A 24,645-nucleotide genomic window follows, 5' to 3' on the forward strand; every position below is an offset into this window, starting at 1 on the left:
AAAAATAATAACGTTCAAAACTAATTCAAAAATTGAAATGTTTTCAAAATCATTTAATGTGGAATGATATTAATAAGGGGGTAATTCATTTGAGTAACAAAAAACAGGAACAATTAAAAAATGTAGAAAAAAACAATGACGATAAAGCAATGACGATGAATAATGGTGTTAAAGTAAGCGAGGATGAAAACACCTTAACTGTTGGTGAACGTGGTCCTAGCTTACTAGAAGATTTTCATTTCAGAGAAAAAATTATGCACTTTGACCATGAACGTATTCCTGAAAGAATCGTACATGCACGTGGTTTTGGCGCTCACGGTGAATTTCAAGTTTACAAAGATTTATCTGAATACACTTCTGCAGACTTTTTAACACATCCTGAAAAGACTACCCCAGTGTTTGTCAGATTCTCTACTGTCCAAGGGTCAAAAGGTTCTCCAGACACGGTAAGAGATGTGCGTGGTTTTGCTACAAAATTCTATACAGATGAAGGTATCTTTGATTTAGTAGGTAATGATATACCTGTTTTCTTTATACAGGATGCTATTAAATTCCCAGATTTAATTCACGCTGTTAAACCTGAACCGCACAATGAAATGCCTCAAGGTGGCACTGCACACGATACATTTTGGGACTTTTTCGCACAAAACCCAGAAACAATGCACACGGCTGTTTGGGCTATGAGTGACAGAGGAATCCCTAAAAATTTCAGACAAATTGAAGGCTTTGGTGTTCATACTTTCCGTTTAGTTAATAGTAAAGGGCAATCCTATTTTGTTAAATTCCATTGGAAACCAGTTCAAGGTTTAGAATCATTGGTATGGGATGAAGCACAAATCTTATCTGGTAAAGATATTGATTTCCACCGTAAAGATTTATATGAAGCAATTGAAAAAGGAGACTACCCTGAGTGGGAATTAGGTCTGCAAATCATTCGACCAGAGCAAGAATTTGATTTTGATTTTGATATTTTAGACCCAACAAAAATATGGCCCGAAGATGAGGTTCCAGTTGAAATTGTTGGCAAAATGACGTTAAATCAAAATGTATCTAATGTTTTTGATGAAACAGAACAAGCCGCATTCCATCCTGGTCACATCGTACCTGGCATTGATTTTTCTAACGATCCTCTATTACAAGGACGTTTATTCTCATATACAGATACGCAAATATCAAGATTGGGCGGACCAAACTTTAATCAAATTCCAATTAATCGACCAGTTAACGAAGTACACAACAATCAAAGAGACGCTATGCATCAAATGAATGTCCATAAAGGACAAACAGCGTACCACAACAATGCTTTAAACAACAACGATCCTCACACAACACCTAAAGAAGAAGGCGGTTATGAACATTACCAAGAAAAAGTTGAAGGCCGTAAAATACAAAAACGTAGTGAAAGCTTTAAAGACTACTACAGTCAAGCTAAACTTTATTTAAACAGTTTAACAGAGCCTGAATTTGACCATACCGTAGACGGATTTTCATTTGAAATTGGTAAATGTAAATCAGCTGTGGTTAAACAAAATGCAGTAAATCAATTGAACAAAGTTGATCGTACATTGGCAGAACGTGTCGCAGCAAACGTAGGTGTCGAAGTGCCAGCAGAAAATGAAGAAGTACAAACTGATGTAAAAGATAGTAAGTTAACAATGGAAAAATTCGATATACCATTACCTGGGCATTCTGTAGCAGTACTAGTGAATGGTGAAATAGATGAAGAAACATTAAAATCATACGCCAAAACATTTGTCGACAATAAACTCAACTATGCTTTTGTAGGCAAGCAGCCTAAAGATATCACTAAAGATTTCGGCATAACTGAAACGTATGATACTGCACACCCTACATTATTTGATAGTGTGTTTGTAATTTCAGATGGTACAGAATTATCACCGGATGCAGAGGCATTTGCTGAACTTACTTACAAACACAACAAACCGTTAATAGTTAATCAAGCTGCATCAGAAAAACTATCAAGTGCAAAACTAGACTTGGACGCACCCGGTGTATTTATTTCAGATGATGCTCAAACAATTGTTCAAGCATTTGAACGCGCAAGATATTGGGACAGATAAGCTTATACAATTAAAATCATCTGTCCATTAAACGATATATTTAATGATACAAAAGTACGAGAAAGAAATTTTTTCATTGTAGTTTAATTTCTTTCTCGTCTTTTTTATGTAAATATGGGTAAATACATACTAAACATTTAAATATTTAATTTTAAACTCTATTTATTCCAAAATACCTTCAAATACGCAATTGCAACCTCGAGTTGCACAATAGGAAACGATTAAGTGCGTGACATTACATGGTTATACAGTTAATTTCAAATAAAAGGAGTGATAACTATGGAAATTGGAACACGAATCAAAGAACAACGTGAACTCAAAAATTGGTCACAAGATGAACTTGCTGAAATATTAAATATTTCGCGTCAAAGTATTTCAAAATGGGAACTAAACAAAGTCTATCCTAGTATTGATATGCTCATTAAAATGAGCGATTTATTCGACGTGTCTTTAGATGAACTCATTAAAGGAGATAAAGCATTAAAAAAGACGATTATTGAAACCTATCAACAACCAGTTTCTAATCAGAAAGATCGACCTATGAATGGTTGGGAGTTTTTATCTAACTATTGGTGGTTATTCTTCCCTGTAGCATTTATTATTTGGTGGATGGTACAGTCGTTTGTTTGATTATAAAAAGCGATGCTTCCCAAAATTACAATAATTACTCTATGCAATTTAATCATTCAATAAATACAGTTATCTATTTTTAGTATGAAATCGTTGAATAAATGTGAAAATGCGATGATAGTGTGAAACAATAAATCTATTAATTATCATTAAAAATGATGTAATATTCGCTTATCATTACAGATTCCGAAAACGGTAATTGCATTCACAAATTTGTGACAATTTTTATAAGCCCACCATATCAAACTTTCATAGCCTTCCTTCTCAATTCTTATGTTTAGTTGAGAATAGGAAGGTTATTTATTGAGTGTGAAAGAAAATACAAATAATGTATATGCTTTCATTTTTGAATGTAGCTGAATTAACTTTATTGTCTTCCAATGCAAATAACGAGCACGATTTAAAACCAATGTGCTTTGAAGGTTCTAATGTTGACGAAACGATAGCTACATGCAATAATAGTAATCGAAAGATTAGAATTATTATAATTAAGAAATTATGATAATCTAATTCAATAATACTTAAACTAACACTAAGTTATTAAATAGGAGGATGTTTCACATGTCTTTAATCAACAAGGAAATTTTACCATTTACAGCTAATGCTTACGATCCAAAGAAAGATGAGTTTTTCGAAGTTTCTGATGAAAACTTAAAAGGTTCTTGGAGTGTTGTTTGCTTCTACCCAGCAGACTTCTCATTCGTATGCCCTACTGAATTAGAAGATTTACAAAATCAATATGATAAATTACAAGAATTAGGTGTAAACGTATATTCAGTTTCAACTGATACACACTTCGTACACAAAGCTTGGCATGATCACTCTGAAGCGATTAATAAAATTCAATATACAATGATTGGTGACCCTTCACAAACAATCACTCGTAATTTTGACGTATTAGATGAAGAACTTGGCCTAGCTCAACGTGGTACATTTATCGTTGACCCTGATGGTGTAGTTCAAGCAGCTGAAATTAATGCAGACGGTATTGGCCGTGATGCAAGTACATTAGTACACAAAATTAAAGCAGCGCAATATGTACGTCAACACCCAGGTGAAGTTTGCCCAGCAAAATGGGAAGAAGGTTCAGAAACATTACAACCTGGTCTTGACTTAGTAGGTAAAATCTAAGGAGGCATTGATTTGAATGCTTAATGATCAGCTAAAATCACAATTACAACAATTACTTCAATTAATGGAAGGTGATGTTGTACTAAGCGCAAGTCTTGGTACAGATGATAAATCAAAAGAACTAAAAGAGTTGCTAGATGAAGTTGCTGCAGCATCATCTCATATCACAATTGAAGAGAAAGACTTAAAACGTACACCAAGCTTTACAGTGGATAAACCTGACGAAGATACAGGTATTACATTCGCTGGTTTACCTATGGGTCATGAATTTAATTCACTTGTATTAGCTTTATTACAAGTAAGTGGTCGCGCGCCTAAAGAAGAACAATCTGTAATAGATCAAATTAAAGCTTTAGATCGCCCACTCAATTTTGAAACTTATATTAGTTTAACCTGTCAAAAATGCCCTGATGTCGTTCAAGCATTGAACTTAATGAGTTTATTAAACCCAAATATCACTCATACAATGATTGATGGTGCTATTTTCAGAGAAGAATCTGAGGATATCATGGCAGTACCAGCTATCTATTTAGATGGTGAAGAATTTGGTAATGGACGTATGACAGTACAAGATATATTATCTGAACTAGGTAGTAAAGCAGACCCTTCAGAATTCAACGATAAAGATCCTTATGACGTGTTAATCGTTGGTGGTGGTCCTGCGAGTGGTAGTGCCGCTATCTATACTGCACGTAAAGGATTGCGCACTGGTATTGTTGCTGATCGCATTGGTGGTCAAGTCAATGATACTGCAACAATTGAAAACTTTATTACTGTCAAAGAAACAGATGGTCCTAAATTCTCATCTGCACTTGAAGATCATGTAAAACAATATAATGTGGATATCATGACAGGTGTCAGAGCAAGTGATATTGAAAAAACAGACAATGGTATTGTTATCACTTTAGATAACGATGCTAAATTACAAAGTAAAACTGTTATTATCGCTACAGGTGCACGCTGGCGTAAGTTAGAAGTACCTGGTGAAGAAGCCCTTATTAATAAAGGGGTGGCATTCTGCCCGCACTGTGACGGACCTCTATTTGAAAATAAAAACGTTGCTGTTGTAGGTGGCGGTAACTCAGGTGTTGAAGCTGCAATAGACTTAGCAGGTATTGTAGAACATGTTACCCTACTTGAGCGTAACGCTACGCTTAGAGCAGACAACGTATTACAAGAACGTTTAAGCTCTTTACCAAATGTTACAATTATTAAAAATGCACAAACAACTGAAGTATTAGGTGAAAATGCAGTTACTGGTCTTAAATATCAAGACAAAGCAACTGGTGAAGATCACACAATAGAATTGGAAGGTATATTCGTACAAATCGGACTACTTCCAAATACAGAATGGTTAGAAAATTACGTTGAATTAAACCAAGCAAATGAAATAATCATTGATCGTAAAAATGCTACAAGCATCCCTGGAGTATTTGCTGCAGGTGATGTCACAGACGATCGTAATAAACAAATTATTATTTCAATGGGCGCAGGTGCAAATGCTGCACTAAATGCATTTGATTATATTATTCGACACTAATTACTTCCCTATTCAAATAGATTAAAAAGGAGGACCAAATTGGTTCTCCTTTTTATTTTTGTTGTTTTAACTTCTATGTGATAGCAGCGACAATTTTTCGCTATTATGAAACGTATAGACTTGAATTTTCAAACTTTGTTCAAAAGATTGTGCGTTTAACTTTATGACATCTATATCAATCAATAGCTTGAAATGATAGTCTTAGGTTATAATTTCAAAAGCATATAAATTAATATATAAATCGGACTATGATTAAAGGAGCAATACGTTTTATGAAAAAAAGTATACTTATAACATTAGTATTCATGTTAACTGTGATGCTCACAGCATGTGCTAATGGCGATTCAAATGGTGATAAGCAACACAGTGAGAGACACGCCCCTTCAAATGTAAAAAAAGTTACAGAAAATGATATCTTTGATTCTAACCAAAAAGGAGAAAATATTAGCGAGGCGGAAATGAACAAAGCGATTAAAAAATATTTGGATGTGAATTCAGATATCCTCGATAATAAATATTTATTACAATATAAATTAGATAAACAAACTGGTACGGACACTAAAATTACAGATGCACAAGCAAAAAGATTATCTGATTTATCACACAATGCAGTTAAAAATGACGTGCGTTTCAAAAAATTTGTCAAAGACAATCATCTACCTAAAGGTTATAAAGACGATGTGGATCGAATCATAAACTATTTCACAGCGTTAAATACCACTATTAAAGATGCTGATAAGCAAATTGAAGAAGTAAACTACCAACCTCAAAATAAACTAAACGTAGTAGACGTACCCGCAGAACAAGCGGGTGACGTAAATGGTAAAAAACAAGAAAAAATCAAAAAATTCCTTAAAGATAAGGGCATTAAAAGTGATGCAATAGATAAGTAAAATACAATTCATCGTTATGTAACCACTTGAGTTTGTGAACAATTTTTGAATAATTATCAATTTTACTTTAATTTGATATCAAATTAAACAAAATGCATTACAAAATGATGACATTAACTATTTCCAGAACTATAAAGCCTTTTCAGCGCTTAATTAAAATTATATGATTCATATTGACTTATATTTGTAAAAAACCTTACACGATTGTAAGGTTTTTTAATATAAAATGCCTTTTTTTCTCAGAGAAGTATTTGTTATCCTATGTTATAAGATTGAACATAGTAAACATAGGAGCACAGCCGAAAACTTTTTAAGGAGGTCGCACTATGGTAATTACGATTTTACTAGGTGCCATGGCTGCTGTCTTCATAGCTTTTAATCTCTTTGAGAAAAAAGAAACTTATGGCGTAATTTCATATAAATTCATTGCTTTAAGTATTACTTACGTCATACTCGCAGTTATTGTTGGTAGCTTCTTAGACAATATCAACACTATATTCCAAGGATTTCACGATAGCTTAACAGCAGCAAAAAAATATTAACCTGAACTGAATAGGTAAACAGTTCAGGTTTTTTAATACAATATTTTATCGATACTATAGCTCAATTTCATAAGGTACACAATTTTCAATTTTCTTATCTATCACAGATGTTTTATTTTCATAGCCTAAGTAAACGAAACAACACCTAATTACAACTTGGTGGGCAATGATTACAACCGTATCTAAAGATGTATCTAGCTCTTGTTTAAAAAATGATGCTACACGTTGTAACACATCTTCATAACTTTCCCCTGCTGGTGCTTTTTGAGTAAAACTGTGTCTAAACGAACTATTAGGGCCGCCATTAAAATATGTTGCAAATTGAGTATCTTGTTCAATTTCACTCACTTTTTCGCCCTCAAACTTACCTAAAGAACGTTCTCTCAGTAATGTCGTCACACTTGCCGGAATATCTTTATCAAAAATTGCATTATAAGTCTGTCTCGTTCTTGTTAAATCAGACATATAGATATGATCAATTTTTAATTTATTAAAATGATGTTGTAATAATTGTGCATCTCGAGCGCCTTTTTCAGTTAATGGAACGTCTAATTGACCACAAAAATAATGATTTCCTTCTTTTTTATCATAATTTGATTTTGATTCACCATGACGAATTAAGTATAACTTCATATGTTTGTACTCCTTTACATTTTTAAATAAGGTAACATTTTTGTTAGATGAAGTATAACTTCTATAAAACAAGATTTATTTTTGTTACTTTAAATGTGAGGTGATAAAAATGAATGAACAACCTTTAAAATCAGATGCACAAGCAGGACGTGTCTTAGCTTCTGTAAGTTATTTTAGTATATTTTTCGCACCAATCATATTACCCATCATCATTTGGATTTTTGCTGACAAACCAGCATCAACGCATGCTGCTAAATCGTTATTCTATCATATCATCACATATTTAGGGCCAATATTTATTATTATCATTGCAAGTTTAGGTGGTATGCTAGTCAATCAACAACATCAAACAATTATAGTGATAACGATTATTTTTGCAATTATTTTAATTATACTCACGATTTGGTATACGATTAAAAATGTTTATCGTGGCATCAAAGTATTAATTTCTGAAAATGCTTATTTTAACCCCTAAGATAAATCGTTTGTTTTTGAATATTAGATAGCCATGAAAATATACTAAAAAACAGCTTGGAAAGTTTTAACTTCCTCAAGCTGTTTTTTTAGTTAAATCTAGATTAACTACTTTTGCTAAATAATAAATTAAGCGACAGACCAATCAATACTGCTCCTACCGTATAGTCAAAAATAGCTTTAATCTTTCTATTTGCAAAAAGTAATTTAATGTATTGAAAAATATATACACAGAAAATAAACCATAATAAAATAACCGTTGTTACAATCGCAGATAACACTGCTATTTGTGTTGTAACACCATCGCCCGCACTTAAAAATTGCGGCAAGATACTTATGTAATAGAGTAATGCTTTGGGATTTAAAATGGTACTAAAGAAACCTTGTCTATATGAGCTTAAATAACTTATTTGTTGTGCTTTCATTTGTGTGGTTGAAAAATTCATACTTTGACGTGCGCTAATAATACTTTTGATACCTAAATATATAAGATAGCAAGCGCCCAGTATTTTAATCACTAAAAACACATAATACATATTAGCCAAAATAAAAATAATACCAAATACCGCTAGTAGAGAGTAAACAACATGGCCTGTCGTTATGCCCAATGCTGCCATTGCGCCATTACCTTTACCAGATGTGATCGAATTTTTCATCACGACGAAAAAATCAGGTCCTGGAACGATAATAATCATTAATGTAATTGTTATAAATGCGGCTAATCCTTCCATATTCTGCACCTCCACCTTAATTATGTTATCAAGATGCGCACGGTATCGCAACACGCGAAATAAATCTTTTACTATCCGTTTATTATAAAGTGACAATAATAGATGAACTAAATTCAAATTGAGATCATTAGTCAATATTTAAAAAGCTTGGAACAGCAAAATTAATTGTTGTGATTCAAGTTAATTCGTTTTTAGCTTAATAATTTCAACCCAATCGTGCTCCCTAATATAACAAGAATACAAATAATCCGTTTAATATCTGTTGATTCTTTATAAAAAGCCATACCCAAAACTGCTCCTCCAACAGCACCAATACCGGTCCATACAGCATATGCAGTACTCATCGGCAACTGTTGCATAGCAATAGATAATGCTAAAAAACTAATTGCAAAGAATGTTAACATCAAACCGAGCGATTGATATTTGCGACTATGTACATAAGCATTCAAAAATGTAATACCAAGCATTTCAAATACACCTGCACAAATCAATAAAATCCAAGCCATTATGAACGCCCTCCTTCATTTGTTGTTACTAATTTCAGACTAACTACACCTAGCAACAATGTTATGATTAATACTATTTTCCCTGGATTAAATGGTTGACCAAAGAATATAAAATCACATAACGTAACGCCTGTTGTACCAAGTCCTACAAAAACTGCATAAGAGCTACCCACTGGCAATACTTTTGATGCTTCTATAAGTAAATAAAAACTTAAAAATATAGCAATCACTGTCAAAATCCATTCAAATACTGATGAAGCATGAGTTAAACCAATTACCCAGCCCACTTCAAAGACGGCTGCAATAACAATTTTTAACCAATTCATAGCAAATTCCTCCTTTAAAAATTAAAAAAGCCTAGGAGATAGTTATCTATACTATCTCCCAGGCTTTTATCCTTCCGTGTCACATATAAATATGTGCCTTTCTCTCGGACCGAACCAACACCATCGTTGTGGAACCCTAGAAAGGTTTATTCAATTAATGAAATCGTATCAAATTACACTTTAAACTTCAAGTTCAGATACTTCATTTTATAATAAATTATATTAATTCTTAAAAAGAAAGCGTTTTAAATTATTTTTTAGGCCAAAACACTCTACTTTTTATGTATTTTAATGTATAATAAGGATTACATTATAATAATTATAATGTAATAGTGTTGTTAATGAAACTTATTCTCAATTGAGTACTTCCGTTAGCAAGACCAAAATATTGATAAAAGTGAGGGATTATTATGAAATTGTTAAATTACAAAATGCAAAACAATGAACTCGTTGCTACTGTATTATCTGACAAGAAACAAGTATTCAAATATACGTTTGATGTAAATACTCCAGAATATGAAATTTTAGATGTACTTGAAGAAATCAACCATTACGTTGACAATGGTCATCATCCACTAGGTTGTTCTTTATTGAAAAACTATTCACATGAGGATGTGAGCCACAATATTTTATAATCTAAATTCTCGACCAAAAAGGTGAGTATAACTGATAGACATTAATCAGTATACTCACCTTTTAATTTTTGAAAATCAAATGTACACACGACTCCCACCTAATTGTATAATCATTCTATGAACACTGTCATAATCTATTACTATGATTTTGATAGGATTTATCCACGATAACGTCATAAATTGACGCGTTAAAAACACTGCCTGATAAATTTCGAACCAATCCTTCGACACTACCATTGTATTTTGCTATCACTATATGTGTGTTAGCATTTATAACTGCTTTAATCTTATTATGCCTAATCCAACCATTTGAGTGAAATATTTTTAAAAACCTTCTAGTTTATTTGTAGCAAATACATAAATATAACCAATTCTCTTCATACTACATCCTCAAATTAATGTTTATCAATCTATTTATAGCTTTTTATACCCGTACTTTACATAATCATTTATAATATATTTAAATAGGTTTTTGATGCCACATCACATATAATGTGTAAAGAACAAGGAATGCGTTAATTTTAGTAGTTAACAGGGTAAATATATAGTAAAAGCATTATTATTTTATCGATAAAAGTAAGGAGGGACGCAAAATGTGGATTGTTTCAATATTACTCATTATCGTTGGTATTGTGTTGCTCATCATAAATAAACGCACACCTAAAAATGAAGGTGTCGGCAAAAAACAAAGTTTAGTAAGCTTTGGCGTTGTCTGTTTAATCATTGGTATTTTTGGATTTATAGGTCAGATTATTAGATCTATTATATAAAATTTAATATAAAAATAAGAGCAGGGTAGAAATCCAGTTAAACCAGATTTCTTAACCCTGCTCTTTTTGATTCGACATTTTTTAATAAGTGTTAAAAATATTTGCCTTACATATTAAATAAGTCATTAAATGATTCAACCATTGTAGGATGTGTATAAATATTTTCTTTTAATACTTCATAAGATAAGTGTTGATCAATTGCTAATTTTACTAAGTTAATAATTTCCTCAGATTGTAAGCCATATAAAGTAGCTCCCAATATTTCACTCGTTTCTTTATTAACTACTGCTTTAAACAAACCTCTTGTATCGTTGTTTATTTTATGGCGAGGTATTGTGTTTACAGGTACTGCATTTTCTAAAATTTGATAACCTTGCGCTTTGGCTTCATCTGCTGTTAAACCTACACGTGATAATGGTGGATCAATAAATACAGTGTATGGCACAGCACCGCGATTTTCAGTAGTACGTTCGCCATTACCAAATAATTGATCTTTTACAATTCTGAAGTCATCTAATGATATATACGTGCATTGCATGCCGCCTTTAACATCACCTAATGCATAAACATTTGGCACATTCGTTTGTAAGTTTTGGTTTACTTTGATTTCTCCACGTTCACCAATTTCAACATCCGTATTTTCTAAACCTAAGTCTGTATTAGGCTGACGACCAGTAGCTAACAATACCGCGTCTGCTTCATAGCTACCTTGCGTTGTGTGTACTGTCGTACCAGATGCATTATCTTCAAAACGCTCTGTATCAGCATTAAATACCAACTTAACACCTTTATTTTCAAGATCTTTTTTGACTTCTGCCACAACATCTTTATCTTCTTTAGGCATAATATCATCATGTCTCTCTAAAACTGTTACTTGTGTATCAAAGTTCGAAAACATAGAAGCAAATTCTAGAGCAATATAACCTCCGCCCACAATAACTAAACGCTTAGGTTGTGTTGCCAATTCCATAATGCCAGTAGAATCATATAAATGTTGTGATGTTTCTACACCTTCGATAGACGGAATAATTGGTTGTGCACCTGTATTAATCACTATATCTTCGGCAGTAACTGTTTCTTGTACCTCACCACTTTCATCTAATAATTCTACTTCATTGTTAGATTTAAATGCTGCAGTATAATCTAATACGCTGATATTATCATCATCTGCCAAGTTATGATAATTCTTATTGTTTAGCGCATTTACTACATCGTATTTTCTAGAAAAAGCTTGTTCAAATGAGCCGTGCGCTAATCCTTCATGTACAAGTGTTTTTGAAGGAATACAACCTATATTAATGCATGTACCACCATACATTTTTTGAGATTTTTCAACTACAGCTACATTTTTTCCTTGGCCAGACGCAAATTTCGCTAAAGTTTTACCACCTTTACCAAATCCAATAATTAATAAATCATACTTTTTCATAATTATCCTCCTTAATTGTTTCATTTAAGACATCTTTAATCGTTACATTTTGATAATAATGAATTAATAGTTCTTCTTCTTTTTTATAAAACTTAAACATCGTGTTGCCTATTTCTTTTGAAACTTCACAATCACTGCCTGCATCACCAGTAAATAACCGTCCTTCCGAACGGTCTTCTTTAAACATCACAAATAGTTCAGACAAGTTGACATTTGCTGTCATATCATTAGCCTGGTATCCTCCAAATTTACCTCTTGAAGTTTCTAAATAATGATGTTGGTTTAACTTACGTGTTACCCTGCGTAGTTGAACCGGATTAATACAGATACGTTCTGCTAATTCATTGCTGCTAAAACGCTCATCATAGTGCTTTAGCAAAAAAGTCAGTAAATGAACTGCAATATTGAATTCTAAATTCATAGAAATCACCTTTTACGTTTAATTGAAACTTTTATAGTTACATTTAAACATATTAAACTATATTGTGCAAAAGTTTTGTTTTGATATTTGAAAGGCGTATTAAAAAAGATCGAAAGAACGTTCAATGTTAAACATTGACCACACCTTCAATCCTTATTGGACAGTTACAATAATGCACCGCTTATTTTATTGCCATATTCTAAATATGATTTCAGACAACTAAGCATATATACCCAACCTTCTTTTTGACCTAATAAACGTTCTACCTCGTTTTCTTCAATATCTTTTTCGGTAGTAGTCACAATTGTGTGATTATCATCACCATCCAATTCAATAGTCACATGATTATTGCCCCACTTGAAATGAATTGATTCATTTTTAACAATTTTTTCTATTAAAATATCGATTTCAGCATTATACGCTTCGTATCGTAAAGTAATCGTTTTACCTTCTTCCCAACGTTCAGAACTAGAAGTAAACCAAAATCCTCCGATATATTCTGGATTGACAAAAGCTTCAAATACTTGATTACTAGATACATTTACTTGCATTTTAGTTACTATATCCAAAAGATCCACAACCTTTCTTTTAAAGTTAAACGTTTTATAATCATCAATGAAAATACATAATTATATTGTCTTAAGACACTCAGCATGATTGACCGAACAAGAAAAGACTTAGCCTTACATGATAAAGAAAATCATAAACTTGTGTGTTATAAAAATCCCACCACTATATATTGCATTTTCCAATCAGTCGCTATTGTTGTGTTTAAAATACCAAAGGTGTCTTATTTTCAATCTATCTTCTTACTCTATATATTTCATACCCCAAAATATAAAGTTCATTACAATGCCATTAACATAATTGTAAATAACATATAATCTATATAGTATTAATAAATTTGTTATACTTTACTAGTTAGTAAATACTTTTGTTCAGGAGTTAATTATGAAAAATATTCTAAGCACTTACGTATACTATTTAATTATGCTTGTTATTGTTGGCATAATACTAATTAGTCTATATTTTACATATATATGGAACAATAACCAGGCACCAAATCAAGATAAATATCAAAATTTCGCGCAATTAAAATCAGACACAGTGAAACAGCGTGATTGGCAAAGAAATATTAAAAAAACAAACAATAAAGATATTCTCATCACTGCTATTCATGGTGGTGGTATAGAACCAGGAACCTCTGAATTAGCTAAAATCATTTCTAAAAAAGGTGACTTTAATTTATATAGTTTTGAAGGATTATTAAAATCAAATAACAAACAATTGCATATTACATCTACCAATTTTGACGACCCTAAATTGAACGAAATGACTAATCGTTCACAAGAATCTATTTCTATACACGGATTTCAAGGCGATAAAGATATCGTTTATATAGGTGGCCAAGATAAAAAAATGGCGCAATCTATAAAAAAAGAATTAGAAAAAGAAGGTTTTAATGTAGAAAAAAGTCCCAATAATATTAACGGTCGTTCTTCTAAAAATTTCATCAATGAAAACGACTCTGGTTCAGGTGTTCAACTGGAAATATCTACATCTATTAGAAAATCATTTTTCAAAAAGGATAACTTAAACAGAGAAACGAGAGAAAATACAAATAAATACCGAGATTCAATTTATGATTTCGCAGAAGCTGTCACTAAAGGTATTCGTTCACGAACATAAAATTTTATTTTTTTCAGTTTACTTGTATCAATTGACTTGCTTTTTTTAATAATGAGTATAAAATACTGATTATTAAAATACGAAGGACATTAAAAATGAGACTATTAAACAAACCATTATATATGTATTTAATGTTGTTTTCATTCACCACAATCGTTGGAACCTTATTGTTATATTTACCAATCACAGGCGTAAAACCTTTAAATTTTGTAGACGCATTTTTTATCTCTGCCAGTGCTTTCACAGTTACTGGCCTAGCGACTATAGATATATCTAGTCAATTTAATTGGTTAGGCGATACAATTATTTTATTACTTATTCAAATTGGCGGATTAGGAATCGTCACTGTAACACTTTTAACACTTATTCTGATGCATCGAAAAATCAGTTTAAGAAACCGTTATTTGATTATGACAACTTGGAACATTGAATCACCTGGCGGCGTCATCAAATTGATTCTTCAATTTGTCATTTATAGTATCCTTACAGAATTCATTGGGGCAATATGTATCGCACTTTCATTTATTCCAAAATATGGCTTAGGTAAAGGAATATTTTTAAGTGCGTTTACTTCAATTTCTGCTTTTAATAATGCTGGCTTTTCATTATTTAGTGACAATATGATGGGCACTGTTAATGACCCTATAATAACTATGATCGTTCCAATTCTTATAATCATGGGTGGTATTGGACCGCTTGTCTTTTTAGACGTCGCTACAACTAGAAAGTTAAGTAAATTAACCCTACACTCAAAAATAGTATTAACGACATTTGTCATACTGATACTTATTGGTTGGGTTGTATTTTACTTTTTAGAATATAACCATTCTATGGCACATTTGTCATTTTTAGAAAAACTTGGCGCTTCATTCTTTCAGTCTGTTACTACCCGAACTGCTGGTTTTAATAGTGTCGATATTGGGCAAATCACACCACCTACTTCAATATTATTAATGCTTTTAATGTTTATTGGTGGCGCCCCTATCAGCGCTGCAGGCGGTATAAAAGTAACAACTTTAGTCTTAACGTTATTATTTATAAAAAGTACATTAAGAAACGAACAGCACCCCTCTATTTTCAAAAAATCTATAAATGAGCACACATTAAAAACTGCCGTGGCCATTACATTTTCTGCCGGTGCATTTGTTATAATCGTCTCATTTATAGTAAGTTATTTAAATTCAGCAATATCTTATACTAAAGTATTATTCGAAGTCATTTCTGCTTTCGGCACTGTTGGGCTATCGATGAACTTCACGACGTTTTATGATAGCCCTACGAAAATAGTTATTGTACTCACAATGTTAATTGGTAAAATTGGTATACTTACATTCCTCCAATTATTTATTACTGAAAAAAATCAAAAATTTCATTATGCTAAAGAAAATGTACATCTATAAAGAAATGAAAATAGACCAGAAATTAGCTTTTAATTTCTGGTCTATTGCTATTTCACATCGCTATTCGTTTCAGTATCGTCTAATCAAATCTTAATAACATTATTTCACTTTTCTTAAAATTGTAGATATTATCGCACAAATCATAGTCATTAATACCAAAGCATTCATAATCACCATATGTGTACCAGATACATCAAATCCTAAGCTAAAGTTCCCAGATTGATTATTGATAAAACCGTTAACAAACACAAGCACTAATACACTTATTGCACATAAAATGCCAATCACATCAAATAAAAATTTAACATATGGATATTTAATACCTTTAGTTAACATCTGTATCACCTCAACTTAATTTAACGTTACAAACGCTCTATATAATACGCTAACAATGCACTCACTTCAATTACATATAATGTATCACACTATATATAATCATAAAATACTGAGAATTGTTAATTCCAGATAAATCATGATTAAAATACTTCAAAATTTGTAATTATTTTAAAACACAACTAATCAATCATTAACCAATTGGATACTTTGGGCCAACCTTTTGATTTGCGCATTGTCTGTAGCATTAATTTCAACCGTTTCTATATCTTGTTCAACTGCATTTTTAGTGTCTTGATAAATATCCTCAGTGTTCGAGGACGCATTTGATTCCCATCTATATGGTATTTTTTTATAAATATTAATAGTTCCATCACCATTACTACTATAAGTTATCGAACCACCCACTTTCATTGGCGCTTCTAATTTAACGACATCCTCAGGATACAATGCGCTCTTTTCCGCATTTTTATTTACGGGCGTTCCTTTTGGATATTTTTTGACATAAATATTTTTGACATCTTTAATCATTCCTAGTTGATGCCAAATACGGGCGTATTCGATTTTTGAAGTACTTAAACCATTTAAATAACTTTTGCTATTATCATTATTTTTCATTTTTGAAGCATTATCGTTTTTCGTTTTAGCTTTTGAATCCATATTCTTGTCATTTTCAGCCGCTGAATCTTGATGTAACGACTGATCCTTTTTTGCTTCACTTTGTTCTGTAGATTGTCGTTCCTCATGTTGATTATTATCTTCATCCTGTTTGTTTGTATTACTGCTTTGCTCAACGTCATCATTATTTTTTTCATTGTTACCACATGCTGTCAGGATCACTGATAAAAATAATAATGATATGATTAAACTGAATTGTTTCATTTCCTAAACCCACCCATAACTTTATATTATTAAAGTAACACGAAATTATGACGTTCACAATTATATTCATAAAAACATTTTTTAATTTATTACAAAAACGAGCATCTTCTTATTAGACGATGCTCGTTCTATGCAACGCTTCTATTTTATTTTTAGAATTTGGCCTACTTTTAAACTATTAGAACTCAACTTGTTATCCTTTTTAATTTTATCTACAGAGGTACCTTGATTTTTAGCAATGCTATATAATGTATCACCTTTTTTAACCGTATATGTCTTAACTAGATATAAAATTTGTCCTTTACTAATATTATCCGACTTTAAATGGTTCCATTTTTTTATGTTTGCCACACTTACTTTACTTCGTTTTGAAATATTATATAGTGTATCTCCTTCAACCACTTTGTGTGAATCGCCAGTAATGGAATCACTTGGGGTGCTAGGATTTTTCAACTTCAGTACTTGCCCTACAGAAAGCGTGTTGCTCGTTAGTTTATTCCATTTTTTAATATTATCTATTGCAACACCACTTCTTCTCGAAATGCTATACAGCGTATCACCTTTTGATACTTTATATGTGTTGCCAGTAATTGCTCCGTCACTACCTCCACCTGATAGAGATTTATAATGTTTCTGTACTAAACTGTAAAACTGGTTCATATTATATCCCCATTGTCCGAAATAGCCAACCGGATCTGAATGATCTGAACCACCCCAATATTGGCTTACCGCATTGTGACTTATAATTGTTCCTGTTCCTTGATTATTGTCAGCAAGCGAAGGCTGTAGCCCATTGGCTTTCAACATTTTTGCAGTTAAATATGCTTGGTTATTAACAGATCTTGCGAACCCATCAAATGTGTTAGCTCTTGTTAATTCAATTTGATAAAAATATGGATTGGCATTAGCACCTGCGCCCCAAGCTAAATATTGACTTGGCGCAGTTTGAACAATTTTATCACTACCCGCATACGCATGCACAAACGCACTATTATAATTGTTGTACATGTAGTTTACTTCACCATCGATTGTACTGTTTGGATTTGCAGTTTCATGTATTACTACACCAATGTATTTACCAGATTTATAATTATACTTTGGTAAGTTATTCATTCTGGAATCTTGTACGATTTTAGCTGGTTTTATATTATTATTTGCTATGTATGTATTTACATCTTGATACGCTCGATTAGCCGAAAAACTTCTCATTTCAGTATTTTGACGTTCACCATCTTTATTATGTAACTTTAAATCTCCTGGCGTTAATGCATTTTTCAATTGCTGTGGACTCATTTTTTGAGCTTTTTCATAATCAATGGCCTTGCTCGTATTTTCTTTGTTTTGTGTATCATTCTTCTTCGTATCTTGCGTGTTTTTATTTTCTTGTGCTGCAATTGCAGTTTGTGACAGTAGCAAGCTCGAAACTAATAACAATGAAACACTAAATCTAAACTTCATAACGATATCTCCTTAAATAAAATATTCATACGGTTAATATGTATGTAACAAAAAATTTCATTTACAAAACTTCTTTAATTCATTCTATATTAATATTGAATTAATTACAAAATGAAATATTGTTTTATACTTCATATTAAAGATACTTGAGGTTTCTAAAGCAAAATTAAAAGCCGTCGCTCATTTGAGCAACGACGTTTTATTAAATATCTGTAAAAACACTAGACAATATCGCAATCAAAGCCACCACTAACACAAGTATTAAGATAGAATCAATTTTTCTTTGATTACGTTGATTCATAGGTTTTTTGAACTCTTTTAATGCTTTAAAACCTGCGATTAAAACAATAATTAAACAGACTAAATGAAATAACAACGCAAACACAGCCATCCAATCACCCCAAGTCATATTAATAAGATCTTCAAACCGTATCATTACATAAAAACATAAATCTCTTATGAAAAGGTCATATTATTTATTTATCCATACCCTTTCCATACATTAAACTAACTACCACTTTTGTTTTCTATTTCAAATACCTGGTTTTAGTTCGATTTTTATAATAAATTAATTACTTGCTTAAAATACCATCATTTGGCTTTAAACATAGTCATTTCAATATCAATTGATAAAAAGCTAAGTCCAACCATCTGTCAAATTTGTAACCAACACTTTTTATATTTCCGCAAAATTCAAAACCATATTTTCATGTAATTTAATGCTAGCATTATTTGATGCGTCAATACCTGCAACAATTGTCTTATAATTTCTGTTTTTGATCTCTTCAATTAATTTAACTAACAGTTGTGAAGCTACACCTTCTTTTCTCGTTTCTGGATCAACATAAATGGAATGTTCTACAGTGTATTGATACGCTGGCCAATTTCTAAACGAGCCATATGTTGCAAATCCAACAACTTTGTCACCTTTTAAATATACAAAAATGGGTTCGTCTTGCTCTAATTTTTCATGAAACCAAACTTCTCTTTCTTCAATAGTTACTGCTTCATATGTATAAACTGCAGTCGTATTTAATATTGCATGATTATATATAGTTAAAATCGATTGCAAATCCGATTGTCGTGCTTGTCTTATCATATCGCTTCACCTCTGCTTTATTGTATATTTAAAGCAAATCTTCAGCAAATCTATGTCATAAAACATAACAAAAACACTCACCATAACCCTAAAGTTATCTAATGAGTGTTTTTCATAAAATGTTTATATATATATGCACAAAGCATAAATTGTATTATTTATTAATAAATTGTAATTCATAAAGTTCTTTCTCATCATACGTATTAAATCTATCTAATTTACCATTGAGTATAATTGTTTTTACTTTTCTACTAACGTTATGATAATAATTAATTCTAATATTTAAATTAGACTCATAACCATTATTTTGAATAGTACTTTGCAACTCATCAAAAACGTCTTTATTAATTGGTAATAAATAGCCTTCTTTACTTGGTAATATACTTACATATTTTTTTTGAATTACGTTATCTTCATTAAGAATTATTTCAATATCAATATCTTTTGCTGCCCCGCCACCTAGATTAAACAATTTTAAATAATCTTGATGTTCAACAGAATCAGAACTTGTATTAATCATTTGTAGTTGATTATCTTTATCTAAAGAAAGTAAAATTTGATTAAACCCAAGCGCAGGAATAAAACTTATTTTCATTTGGTACAGTTGTATTGAAACTGAAACAAAATAAAATAGTGCCATTATAAAAGTTCCAATAGAACCAATAGCTGAAATAATGTTTATCATACTAAACCACCTTTATAATATAAATGTGAGATGGTCGTTGATTATCGTAATATCTTTACAAAAAAGATCATAATTTCTACCCGTTATAATAAAAATTTTTTCTAACTTTTTGTAAGTCGCTTTATCTTAATTATTTTTTTCTTAGCGCACTAATAATAAGTGAAGCGATAAATATAAATACAATTGACCCAATCAACGCTGGAAAAATTGGTACGCCGCCCCATACTGGGCCCCAAGTACCTAGCAATCTACTACCAATCGCAGAACCAACTAGACCAGCAACAATATTACCAATGATACCTCCTGGAATATCTTTACCTACGATAGCGCCTGCAATCCAGCCAATTAGGCCACCTACAATGATCATTATTATAAAACTCATATGCATAAACTCCTTTTTATTTGTATATTTTTAAACACATGAATATTACGATAACCAACATGAAAATACAATACCACAATTACTTTATTTACGTAAATAGTAATCAATGTTTTTAAACACAAAAAGACCCCTAATAAAAGGGGCCTTATAACGGGAGTTATGAATCTTCTGCATGCCCAAGGGCACACAGAAAACCCATCTCCTCATTTTCGCACACCCGTGGGCATGCAAAACTAATTATAAAACTACATGACGATAATGTAAATCTTAAATTTGTAACATGCGCTTGATTTCATCTTATAATTTTATTTTTTCATTTAATGCAATAAAGCATTATAACTATAATGACTAACAATGGTATTATAAATTTATCTGCATGCATCATTGAATCTGATAACTTTTCAAAGTCTTGATTTGATGTATTTTTCTTCTTCAAATCACTATATTTTTTGCCAAAATATAGAGCTGGCAAGAGATTAATTAATAAAAATATGATTAATATCGTCAAAATCATTCCAAGTCTTCTTTTCTAACAACACAAAAATATATGTAAAACTTTATTCATTATTATGTTTTTCTTTTATCATTTCAGAAGGTACTGCAAATATAAATAGTAAAATAAATAATATCAATGCTAAATGAGGAATATCTTCAAGAAAATACCATCTTAAATTCCAATCAAACATCATATTTGCATATTTAACAATATACTTACTAAACAATAAAATAACACATATCCATACTAAAACATCTAAAATTTTAGTGATAAATTTCATACATAACCCCTTATAAACTATAAAATATAATCGCTATTATTACGATAAAGATAATATCAAAAACTATTATCTTGATATTTTTTTCCATAACGTGCGGTATCGCACTTATGATTAAGCTTAGTATAATAAGTACGCCAGACCCGTTAACAACATAGTCTAGAAATTTCCATTCAAAAATCAAAGCTAGAATCAATGAGGCAAATACTAAGATCAAAGCTACTATGCCAAAAGTGTTTGCTATAACTTCTATTTTCTGATATTTTTTCTTATCATTTTCATGATTCATAAAATACCTCCAAAATGCTATATGAACAATCATTTTAAAATACTTAAGATTAGTATTTATGTTTTTAAATTTCTGTCAGTGGATTATATAGTGTAGAAAATACTTTAGTTAAGGCTTTTAATGGTTATTTTTCTTTGAAATTTCGATACTTTTATAAACTAAAAAGCCTGCATTTAAAACAGTTATTATTGCAAAAATCACTGTAAAAAAATTATTAAGGTGATTAAACGCGCCAAAAGCAAACAATAGTACTAAAATTATATTCATAAAATTAGCAATTATAAAACTCGTATCCATATTATTTTTCAAATTTCTCACTCCTATTACACTAATATTTTAGAAAAAATACCTCACTCGTATTACATAAACTTATATATTGATTTGATTTATTAATAATGTGCTGAATTATGCGATGTCTCTATAATTATTTAATACAATACCTACACTTAGTAATTATCTTCTCTTTCTTTTCTTTTGTCTCTCAATGCTTGAACTATGTAATAGATATTTACTGTAGTCACAATTAAAGCACCAATACCTGCTGTAATAGAATTATTGTAAAATGAATAAACAGCAAATATGAGTGCACCTACAAATATAATAAATGAAACAACTACCTCAATATTATTCCACATATAAATACTCCTTTTTGTTATAATATTATTTCAATCCTAACATACTTTTTATAAAATATATGTTGTATCCATCCAAATCATTCTAGGAGTTGACATAATTTGAATAGATTAATTGTTGATATGGGCTTTTGGTATGAAGGACATACACTATCCTATCCTTTAATATTTGCAGATTGCACAGTTACATATAGTATTATGGAATTAAAAATACTTTTAGAATATTACGAAAAAGATTCATGGTGGAAAAATTATACTATTGCACTCATGGATTTCGAGTCAAAATACAATAATGCTAGGTAGTTCATTACAAATCTTTGATTCCAAATGTTAAAAACCAGAGGATTAATATTTGAGGAGTGGAGAAAATGAATAAGAGAATGGCTATACACCATACAATTAATATCATTTTAATGATAGCACTCATTATTTTTAATTATACAAATATTGGTGGATTTACCATTTTATTAATATTAGCAATAATTTTTATGGGTAATGCAATTTTATTAATACGAGCAAGCACGAAAAAAGTCGAAAAAGACGGCGTTACGATAGACGACTATAACAAGAAGTAATATAACTTTATAAGGAGTGATATGATGAAATTTGGCAAATATAAAATTGATGAGTTTTATCTAATCATGATTGGCTGATTTTTAATAACATCTATTTTTGTACCATTCATGCTCATTTCAGCTGTGTTAATGGTTATTTTAGGATTAGAAAAAGATGAATAATATATAAAAGGAGATGGGTATAATGGAATTCAATAATTGGACAGTTACAATTAATGGCAAAGGATCATATAATATAGTTAGAGACGAAGATACACTAGTTATTTTAGAAAACTATCAACACGTTGCCCTATATTTAAAATTGGAAAATGATACTATAAAAGTTAAATCACTAAGTTATGGAAATGATGTCTCGTTTAATGTTGATACAAGAGAAATCATTGTAAATGTTATAAATTTATTAGATGATGACGATTAATCTAAATCATCACTACGCAAACTTCAACAATAATGATATTATAGAAAGTTCACTTAAAAAACTTAAAATACACTTATTTAAAATTAGTAATTTCTTACACTTGAATAAAGTTTAATGTCCTTTCCCAAAATATATAACACACAAAAATAACCCCGTAGGTATATGCCTACGGGGTTTTCAGATACAATATCTATTATCGTGCTTTATATATACTACTATTTTATTAATAATCATTAATGTTCAAAATGCTGTTATAAAGGCATTTACTAGCACATTTCTGTAAATGCCATTTCATACATTTGCCCTTATTATCAAAACCATTCCTTTTTCCTTAATATTACGTATGCTTTGTATCAAACTTTATTAAATCAATTGAGCTATAACCTTTTATTATTGATCAAGGAATCAAAGTGTAAACAACAGTAACTAGAACCACTACAATAAGAATTATAGCATTTGTTATGCCTATCTTTTTAAGTTTTTCTTGATATTCATTATCAGACATTTCATTTTTCTTTTTACTTAAAATATAATAAAAAGTAAAGATAGAATAACCAATAAAAATCACGAGTGAAATCACAGATAAAATTAAAAATATAATTTTTAGTACGTCCATATTATTCATCTCCTAATATTAATTTATCCATCTTTCAAATTTATTATCTGTTTTTTTAATTCGATCATAGTATTGTACTTTTCATTAGGCTCCACTTCAGACAATAATACATCTAGTGACTTATCATATATGCTCTTAGCTTTAGATTTGCCCTCTTTAGCCACTGCACTATATAAATCACCAATTTCTTCAAATAAGTTTGCACTTTTATTTAAATAGATAAGTTTTTCTTTATTAGCATCATGATCAATCAAACCGTCTCTAATACCGTATTTAATTGCATAATAAAGTAAAATAGCTGATAGAATTATGTATACAAAAACCAAATAAACACAGCCTTTCAATTTTCAAATTTATGTGTTTCATTACTCATTAATTTTTATTGTTTTTCTTATTTAAATAAATGGCTAAGAATGCAATTCCTATGCAAAACCACATTCCCAATATTGAAAGCCAAATTGTCATCGTGAATTCAGTCCTTCTTTTTAGTTTTATTATCTTTCTTGTAAAAAACATTATTCAAAAAAGTAATATCTGCTAAATAGCTAAAAAAGCTACCTCCAATAACATCTACAATAAATGATGCGATAGTTGCAAACACCTTGCTAAGAAATTTCATATAAAAGTCCTCACAAATATTGTTTTAAATATGCTTTCATACTAACACACCCT

Annotated in this window: 33 protein-coding genes, 1 pseudogene and 1 riboswitch; of the genes and pseudogenes, 14 read left to right on the forward strand and 20 right to left on the reverse strand. The window is 30.7% G+C overall.

The features are described from left to right. Nucleotides 1–89 precede the first annotated feature (89 nt). From NST87_RS12285 to NST87_RS12310, 6 genes are all read left to right on the forward strand, one after another. Nucleotides 90–2,081, forward strand: coding sequence for a catalase (locus NST87_RS12285; protein ID WP_019469893.1), 1,992 nt, complete (start codon nt 90–92; stop codon nt 2,079–2,081). 279 nt (nt 2,082–2,360) lie between these two features. Then, the gene (locus tag NST87_RS12290; protein WP_019469892.1) at nt 2,361–2,711 is read left to right on the forward strand and encodes a helix-turn-helix domain-containing protein; all 351 of its coding nucleotides are present in this window, start codon (nt 2,361–2,363) and stop codon (nt 2,709–2,711) included. Between the two features lie 561 nt (nt 2,712–3,272). Next, nucleotides 3,273–3,842 carry an alkyl hydroperoxide reductase subunit C gene (ahpC, locus tag NST87_RS12295; RefSeq protein WP_019469891.1) on the forward strand — a complete coding sequence of 190 codons (570 nt, stop codon included), beginning with the start codon at nt 3,273–3,275 and terminating at the stop codon, nt 3,840–3,842. A gap of 16 nt (nt 3,843–3,858) precedes the next feature. Further along, nucleotides 3,859–5,382: an alkyl hydroperoxide reductase subunit F gene (gene ahpF / locus NST87_RS12300; RefSeq protein ID WP_019469890.1), complete on the forward strand. Its 1,524-nt coding sequence runs from the start codon at nt 3,859–3,861 to the stop codon at nt 5,380–5,382. 272 nt (nt 5,383–5,654) lie between these two features. Then, nucleotides 5,655–6,275, forward strand: a complete 621-nt coding sequence (locus NST87_RS12305; protein WP_019469889.1) for an NDxxF motif lipoprotein — start codon at nt 5,655–5,657, stop codon at nt 6,273–6,275. A gap of 326 nt (nt 6,276–6,601) precedes the next feature. Then, complete coding sequence (locus tag NST87_RS12310; protein ID WP_115041323.1) at nt 6,602–6,817, forward strand: hypothetical protein; 216 nt, start codon at nt 6,602–6,604, stop codon at nt 6,815–6,817. Nucleotides 6,818–6,871: 54 nt separating this feature from the next. Here the strand turns inward: NST87_RS12310 and NST87_RS12315 are convergent, their stop codons facing one another. Continuing rightward, complete coding sequence (locus NST87_RS12315) at nt 6,872–7,450, reverse strand: histidine phosphatase family protein (RefSeq protein WP_019469887.1); 579 nt, start codon at nt 7,448–7,450, stop codon at nt 6,872–6,874. A 109-nt stretch (nt 7,451–7,559) separates the two neighbouring features. Here NST87_RS12315 and NST87_RS12320 point away from each other — a divergent pair, with 109 nt between their 5' ends. Further along, complete coding sequence (locus NST87_RS12320) at nt 7,560–7,925, forward strand: DUF4870 domain-containing protein (protein WP_019469886.1); 366 nt, start codon at nt 7,560–7,562, stop codon at nt 7,923–7,925. Between the two features lie 103 nt (nt 7,926–8,028). On the opposite strand, the gene NST87_RS12325 is transcribed toward NST87_RS12320, so the two are convergent. From NST87_RS12325 to NST87_RS12335, 3 genes are all read right to left on the reverse strand, one after another. Then, a complete protein-coding gene (locus tag NST87_RS12325; RefSeq protein WP_019469885.1) occupies nt 8,029–8,655 on the reverse strand; it encodes a LysE family translocator in 627 nt (208 codons plus the stop codon). Between the two features lie 191 nt (nt 8,656–8,846). Next, nucleotides 8,847–9,161: a DMT family transporter gene (locus tag NST87_RS12330; RefSeq protein WP_019469884.1), complete on the reverse strand. Its 315-nt coding sequence runs from the start codon at nt 9,159–9,161 to the stop codon at nt 8,847–8,849. Beyond that, complete coding sequence (locus NST87_RS12335) at nt 9,161–9,487, reverse strand: DMT family transporter (protein WP_019469883.1); 327 nt, start codon at nt 9,485–9,487, stop codon at nt 9,161–9,163. Before NST87_RS12335 ends, NST87_RS12330 begins: the two co-directional genes overlap by 1 nt. A gap of 53 nt (nt 9,488–9,540) precedes the next feature. Continuing rightward, nucleotides 9,541–9,638: riboswitch (guanidine-I (ykkC/yxkD leader) on the reverse strand. A 259-nt stretch (nt 9,639–9,897) separates the two neighbouring features. Between NST87_RS12335 and NST87_RS12340 the strand changes: the two genes are divergently transcribed. Both NST87_RS12340 and NST87_RS12345 read left to right on the forward strand, forming a co-directional pair. Beyond that, on the forward strand, nt 9,898–10,122 hold the full coding sequence (locus tag NST87_RS12340) for a hypothetical protein (RefSeq protein WP_019469882.1): 225 nt from the start codon (nt 9,898–9,900) through the stop codon (nt 10,120–10,122). 593 nt (nt 10,123–10,715) lie between these two features. Beyond that, entirely contained in the window at nt 10,716–10,892 is a 177-nt protein-coding gene (locus NST87_RS12345; protein ID WP_019469881.1) for a hypothetical protein, read from the forward strand. A gap of 106 nt (nt 10,893–10,998) precedes the next feature. Here the strand turns inward: NST87_RS12345 and merA are convergent, their stop codons facing one another. The 3 genes from merA to NST87_RS12360 form a co-directional block, all read right to left on the reverse strand. Continuing rightward, nucleotides 10,999–12,321, reverse strand: coding sequence for a hypothiocyanous acid reductase MerA (gene merA / locus NST87_RS12350; protein WP_115041325.1), 1,323 nt, complete (start codon nt 12,319–12,321; stop codon nt 10,999–11,001). Beyond that, nucleotides 12,308–12,742, reverse strand: a complete 435-nt coding sequence (gene hypR, locus NST87_RS12355; protein ID WP_019469880.1) for a redox-sensitive transcriptional regulator HypR — start codon at nt 12,740–12,742, stop codon at nt 12,308–12,310. Before hypR ends, merA begins: the two co-directional genes overlap by 14 nt. Before the next feature lie 164 nt (nt 12,743–12,906). Further along, the gene (locus NST87_RS12360) at nt 12,907–13,320 is read right to left on the reverse strand and encodes an SRPBCC domain-containing protein (protein WP_307725470.1); all 414 of its coding nucleotides are present in this window, start codon (nt 13,318–13,320) and stop codon (nt 12,907–12,909) included. 373 nt (nt 13,321–13,693) lie between these two features. Here NST87_RS12360 and NST87_RS12365 point away from each other — a divergent pair, with 373 nt between their 5' ends. Then, nucleotides 13,694–14,431, forward strand: a complete 738-nt coding sequence (locus NST87_RS12365; protein ID WP_019469878.1) for a poly-gamma-glutamate hydrolase family protein — start codon at nt 13,694–13,696, stop codon at nt 14,429–14,431. Nucleotides 14,432–14,526: 95 nt separating this feature from the next. After that, complete coding sequence (locus tag NST87_RS12370) at nt 14,527–15,831, forward strand: TrkH family potassium uptake protein (RefSeq protein WP_340721755.1); 1,305 nt, start codon at nt 14,527–14,529, stop codon at nt 15,829–15,831. A gap of 99 nt (nt 15,832–15,930) precedes the next feature. On the opposite strand, the gene NST87_RS12375 is transcribed toward NST87_RS12370, so the two are convergent. The 11 genes and pseudogenes from NST87_RS12375 to NST87_RS12425 all read right to left on the reverse strand — a co-directional run bounded on the left by NST87_RS12375 (nt 15,931) and on the right by NST87_RS12425 (nt 22,367). Further along, the gene (locus tag NST87_RS12375; protein WP_019469876.1) at nt 15,931–16,167 is read right to left on the reverse strand and encodes a hypothetical protein; all 237 of its coding nucleotides are present in this window, start codon (nt 16,165–16,167) and stop codon (nt 15,931–15,933) included. A gap of 183 nt (nt 16,168–16,350) precedes the next feature. After that, nucleotides 16,351–17,046 (reverse strand): hypothetical protein, encoded by a 696-nt coding sequence (locus NST87_RS12380; RefSeq protein ID WP_019469875.1) that lies wholly within the window; start codon nt 17,044–17,046, stop codon nt 16,351–16,353. A gap of 141 nt (nt 17,047–17,187) precedes the next feature. Beyond that, nucleotides 17,188–18,504 carry a peptidoglycan recognition protein family protein gene (locus NST87_RS12385; protein WP_040030356.1) on the reverse strand — a complete coding sequence of 439 codons (1,317 nt, stop codon included), beginning with the start codon at nt 18,502–18,504 and terminating at the stop codon, nt 17,188–17,190. A 202-nt stretch (nt 18,505–18,706) separates the two neighbouring features. Beyond that, nucleotides 18,707–18,895, reverse strand: a complete 189-nt coding sequence (locus NST87_RS12390; protein WP_019469873.1) for a hypothetical protein — start codon at nt 18,893–18,895, stop codon at nt 18,707–18,709. A gap of 220 nt (nt 18,896–19,115) precedes the next feature. Then, a pseudogene (locus NST87_RS12395) lies at nt 19,116–19,603 on the reverse strand (GNAT family N-acetyltransferase). 154 nt (nt 19,604–19,757) lie between these two features. After that, entirely contained in the window at nt 19,758–20,288 is a 531-nt protein-coding gene (locus NST87_RS12400; RefSeq protein ID WP_019469871.1) for a hypothetical protein, read from the reverse strand. A 130-nt stretch (nt 20,289–20,418) separates the two neighbouring features. Further along, the gene (locus NST87_RS12405) at nt 20,419–20,670 is read right to left on the reverse strand and encodes a GlsB/YeaQ/YmgE family stress response membrane protein (protein WP_019469870.1); all 252 of its coding nucleotides are present in this window, start codon (nt 20,668–20,670) and stop codon (nt 20,419–20,421) included. A 557-nt stretch (nt 20,671–21,227) separates the two neighbouring features. Next, nucleotides 21,228–21,446, reverse strand: a complete 219-nt coding sequence (gene elxI1, locus NST87_RS12410; RefSeq protein ID WP_019469869.1) for an epilancin biosynthesis-related protein ElxI1 — start codon at nt 21,444–21,446, stop codon at nt 21,228–21,230. 10 nt (nt 21,447–21,456) lie between these two features. Beyond that, nucleotides 21,457–21,732, reverse strand: coding sequence for a hypothetical protein (locus tag NST87_RS12415; protein WP_019469868.1), 276 nt, complete (start codon nt 21,730–21,732; stop codon nt 21,457–21,459). 117 nt (nt 21,733–21,849) lie between these two features. Continuing rightward, complete coding sequence (locus NST87_RS12420; RefSeq protein ID WP_019469867.1) at nt 21,850–22,041, reverse strand: hypothetical protein; 192 nt, start codon at nt 22,039–22,041, stop codon at nt 21,850–21,852. Between the two features lie 137 nt (nt 22,042–22,178). Continuing rightward, a complete protein-coding gene (locus NST87_RS12425; RefSeq protein WP_115041329.1) occupies nt 22,179–22,367 on the reverse strand; it encodes a hypothetical protein in 189 nt (62 codons plus the stop codon). Between the two features lie 99 nt (nt 22,368–22,466). Between NST87_RS12425 and NST87_RS12430 the strand changes: the two genes are divergently transcribed. From NST87_RS12430 to NST87_RS12440, 3 genes are all read left to right on the forward strand, one after another. Continuing rightward, nucleotides 22,467–22,667: a hypothetical protein gene (locus NST87_RS12430; RefSeq protein WP_019469865.1), complete on the forward strand. Its 201-nt coding sequence runs from the start codon at nt 22,467–22,469 to the stop codon at nt 22,665–22,667. 65 nt (nt 22,668–22,732) lie between these two features. Further along, the gene (locus NST87_RS12435; RefSeq protein WP_019469864.1) at nt 22,733–22,939 is read left to right on the forward strand and encodes a hypothetical protein; all 207 of its coding nucleotides are present in this window, start codon (nt 22,733–22,735) and stop codon (nt 22,937–22,939) included. 184 nt (nt 22,940–23,123) lie between these two features. After that, nucleotides 23,124–23,357: a hypothetical protein gene (locus NST87_RS12440; RefSeq protein ID WP_019469863.1), complete on the forward strand. Its 234-nt coding sequence runs from the start codon at nt 23,124–23,126 to the stop codon at nt 23,355–23,357. A gap of 397 nt (nt 23,358–23,754) precedes the next feature. Here NST87_RS12440 and NST87_RS12445 read toward each other — a convergent pair whose 3' ends face one another. Together NST87_RS12445 and NST87_RS12450 are read right to left on the reverse strand one after the other, a co-directional pair. Next, nucleotides 23,755–23,973: a hypothetical protein gene (locus NST87_RS12445; protein ID WP_019469862.1), complete on the reverse strand. Its 219-nt coding sequence runs from the start codon at nt 23,971–23,973 to the stop codon at nt 23,755–23,757. A 23-nt stretch (nt 23,974–23,996) separates the two neighbouring features. Next, nucleotides 23,997–24,299, reverse strand: a complete 303-nt coding sequence (locus NST87_RS12450; protein WP_019469861.1) for a hypothetical protein — start codon at nt 24,297–24,299, stop codon at nt 23,997–23,999. Between the last annotated feature and the right edge of the window lie 346 nt (nt 24,300–24,645).

Origin of the sequence: Staphylococcus sp. FSL W8-0271 (assembly GCF_038006605.1) — a bacterium.
GTDB classification, from domain to species: Bacteria; Bacillota; Bacilli; order Staphylococcales; family Staphylococcaceae; genus Staphylococcus; species Staphylococcus cohnii.

Coding starts and splice junctions, on each gene's coding strand:
- ahpC (WP_019469891.1), top strand. CDS start 3,273: ATGTCTTTAATCAACAAGGAAATTTTACCATTTACAGCTAATGCTTAC.
- NST87_RS12435 (WP_019469864.1), top strand. CDS start 22,733: ATGAATAAGAGAATGGCTATACACCATACAATTAATATCATTTTAATG.
- NST87_RS12375 (WP_019469876.1), bottom strand. CDS start 16,167: ATGTTAACTAAAGGTATTAAATATCCATATGTTAAATTTTTATTTGAT.
- NST87_RS12385 (WP_040030356.1), bottom strand. CDS start 18,504: ATGAAGTTTAGATTTAGTGTTTCATTGTTATTAGTTTCGAGCTTGCTA.
- NST87_RS12315 (WP_019469887.1), bottom strand. CDS start 7,450: ATGAAGTTATACTTAATTCGTCATGGTGAATCAAAATCAAATTATGAT.
- NST87_RS12415 (WP_019469868.1), bottom strand. CDS start 21,732: ATGAATCATGAAAATGATAAGAAAAAATATCAGAAAATAGAAGTTATA.
- NST87_RS12440 (WP_019469863.1), top strand. CDS start 23,124: ATGGAATTCAATAATTGGACAGTTACAATTAATGGCAAAGGATCATAT.
- NST87_RS12330 (WP_019469884.1), bottom strand. CDS start 9,161: ATGGCTTGGATTTTATTGATTTGTGCAGGTGTATTTGAAATGCTTGGT.
- NST87_RS12320 (WP_019469886.1), top strand. CDS start 7,560: ATGAATGAACAACCTTTAAAATCAGATGCACAAGCAGGACGTGTCTTA.
- NST87_RS12325 (WP_019469885.1), bottom strand. CDS start 8,655: ATGGAAGGATTAGCCGCATTTATAACAATTACATTAATGATTATTATC.
- NST87_RS12425 (WP_115041329.1), bottom strand. CDS start 22,367: ATGTGGAATAATATTGAGGTAGTTGTTTCATTTATTATATTTGTAGGT.
- NST87_RS12345 (WP_019469881.1), top strand. CDS start 10,716: ATGTGGATTGTTTCAATATTACTCATTATCGTTGGTATTGTGTTGCTC.
- NST87_RS12310 (WP_115041323.1), top strand. CDS start 6,602: ATGGTAATTACGATTTTACTAGGTGCCATGGCTGCTGTCTTCATAGCT.
- NST87_RS12400 (WP_019469871.1), bottom strand. CDS start 20,288: ATGATAAACATTATTTCAGCTATTGGTTCTATTGGAACTTTTATAATG.
- NST87_RS12340 (WP_019469882.1), top strand. CDS start 9,898: ATGAAATTGTTAAATTACAAAATGCAAAACAATGAACTCGTTGCTACT.
- merA (WP_115041325.1), bottom strand. CDS start 12,321: ATGAAAAAGTATGATTTATTAATTATTGGATTTGGTAAAGGTGGTAAA.
- NST87_RS12445 (WP_019469862.1), bottom strand. CDS start 23,973: ATGGACGTACTAAAAATTATATTTTTAATTTTATCTGTGATTTCACTC.
- elxI1 (WP_019469869.1), bottom strand. CDS start 21,446: ATGAAATTTATCACTAAAATTTTAGATGTTTTAGTATGGATATGTGTT.
- ahpF (WP_019469890.1), top strand. CDS start 3,859: ATGCTTAATGATCAGCTAAAATCACAATTACAACAATTACTTCAATTA.
- NST87_RS12335 (WP_019469883.1), bottom strand. CDS start 9,487: ATGAATTGGTTAAAAATTGTTATTGCAGCCGTCTTTGAAGTGGGCTGG.
- hypR (WP_019469880.1), bottom strand. CDS start 12,742: ATGAATTTAGAATTCAATATTGCAGTTCATTTACTGACTTTTTTGCTA.
- NST87_RS12365 (WP_019469878.1), top strand. CDS start 13,694: ATGAAAAATATTCTAAGCACTTACGTATACTATTTAATTATGCTTGTT.
- NST87_RS12305 (WP_019469889.1), top strand. CDS start 5,655: ATGAAAAAAAGTATACTTATAACATTAGTATTCATGTTAACTGTGATG.
- NST87_RS12370 (WP_340721755.1), top strand. CDS start 14,527: ATGAGACTATTAAACAAACCATTATATATGTATTTAATGTTGTTTTCA.
- NST87_RS12390 (WP_019469873.1), bottom strand. CDS start 18,895: ATGGCTGTGTTTGCGTTGTTATTTCATTTAGTCTGTTTAATTATTGTT.
- NST87_RS12405 (WP_019469870.1), bottom strand. CDS start 20,670: ATGAGTTTTATAATAATGATCATTGTAGGTGGCCTAATTGGCTGGATT.
- NST87_RS12290 (WP_019469892.1), top strand. CDS start 2,361: ATGGAAATTGGAACACGAATCAAAGAACAACGTGAACTCAAAAATTGG.
- NST87_RS12380 (WP_019469875.1), bottom strand. CDS start 17,046: ATGAAACAATTCAGTTTAATCATATCATTATTATTTTTATCAGTGATC.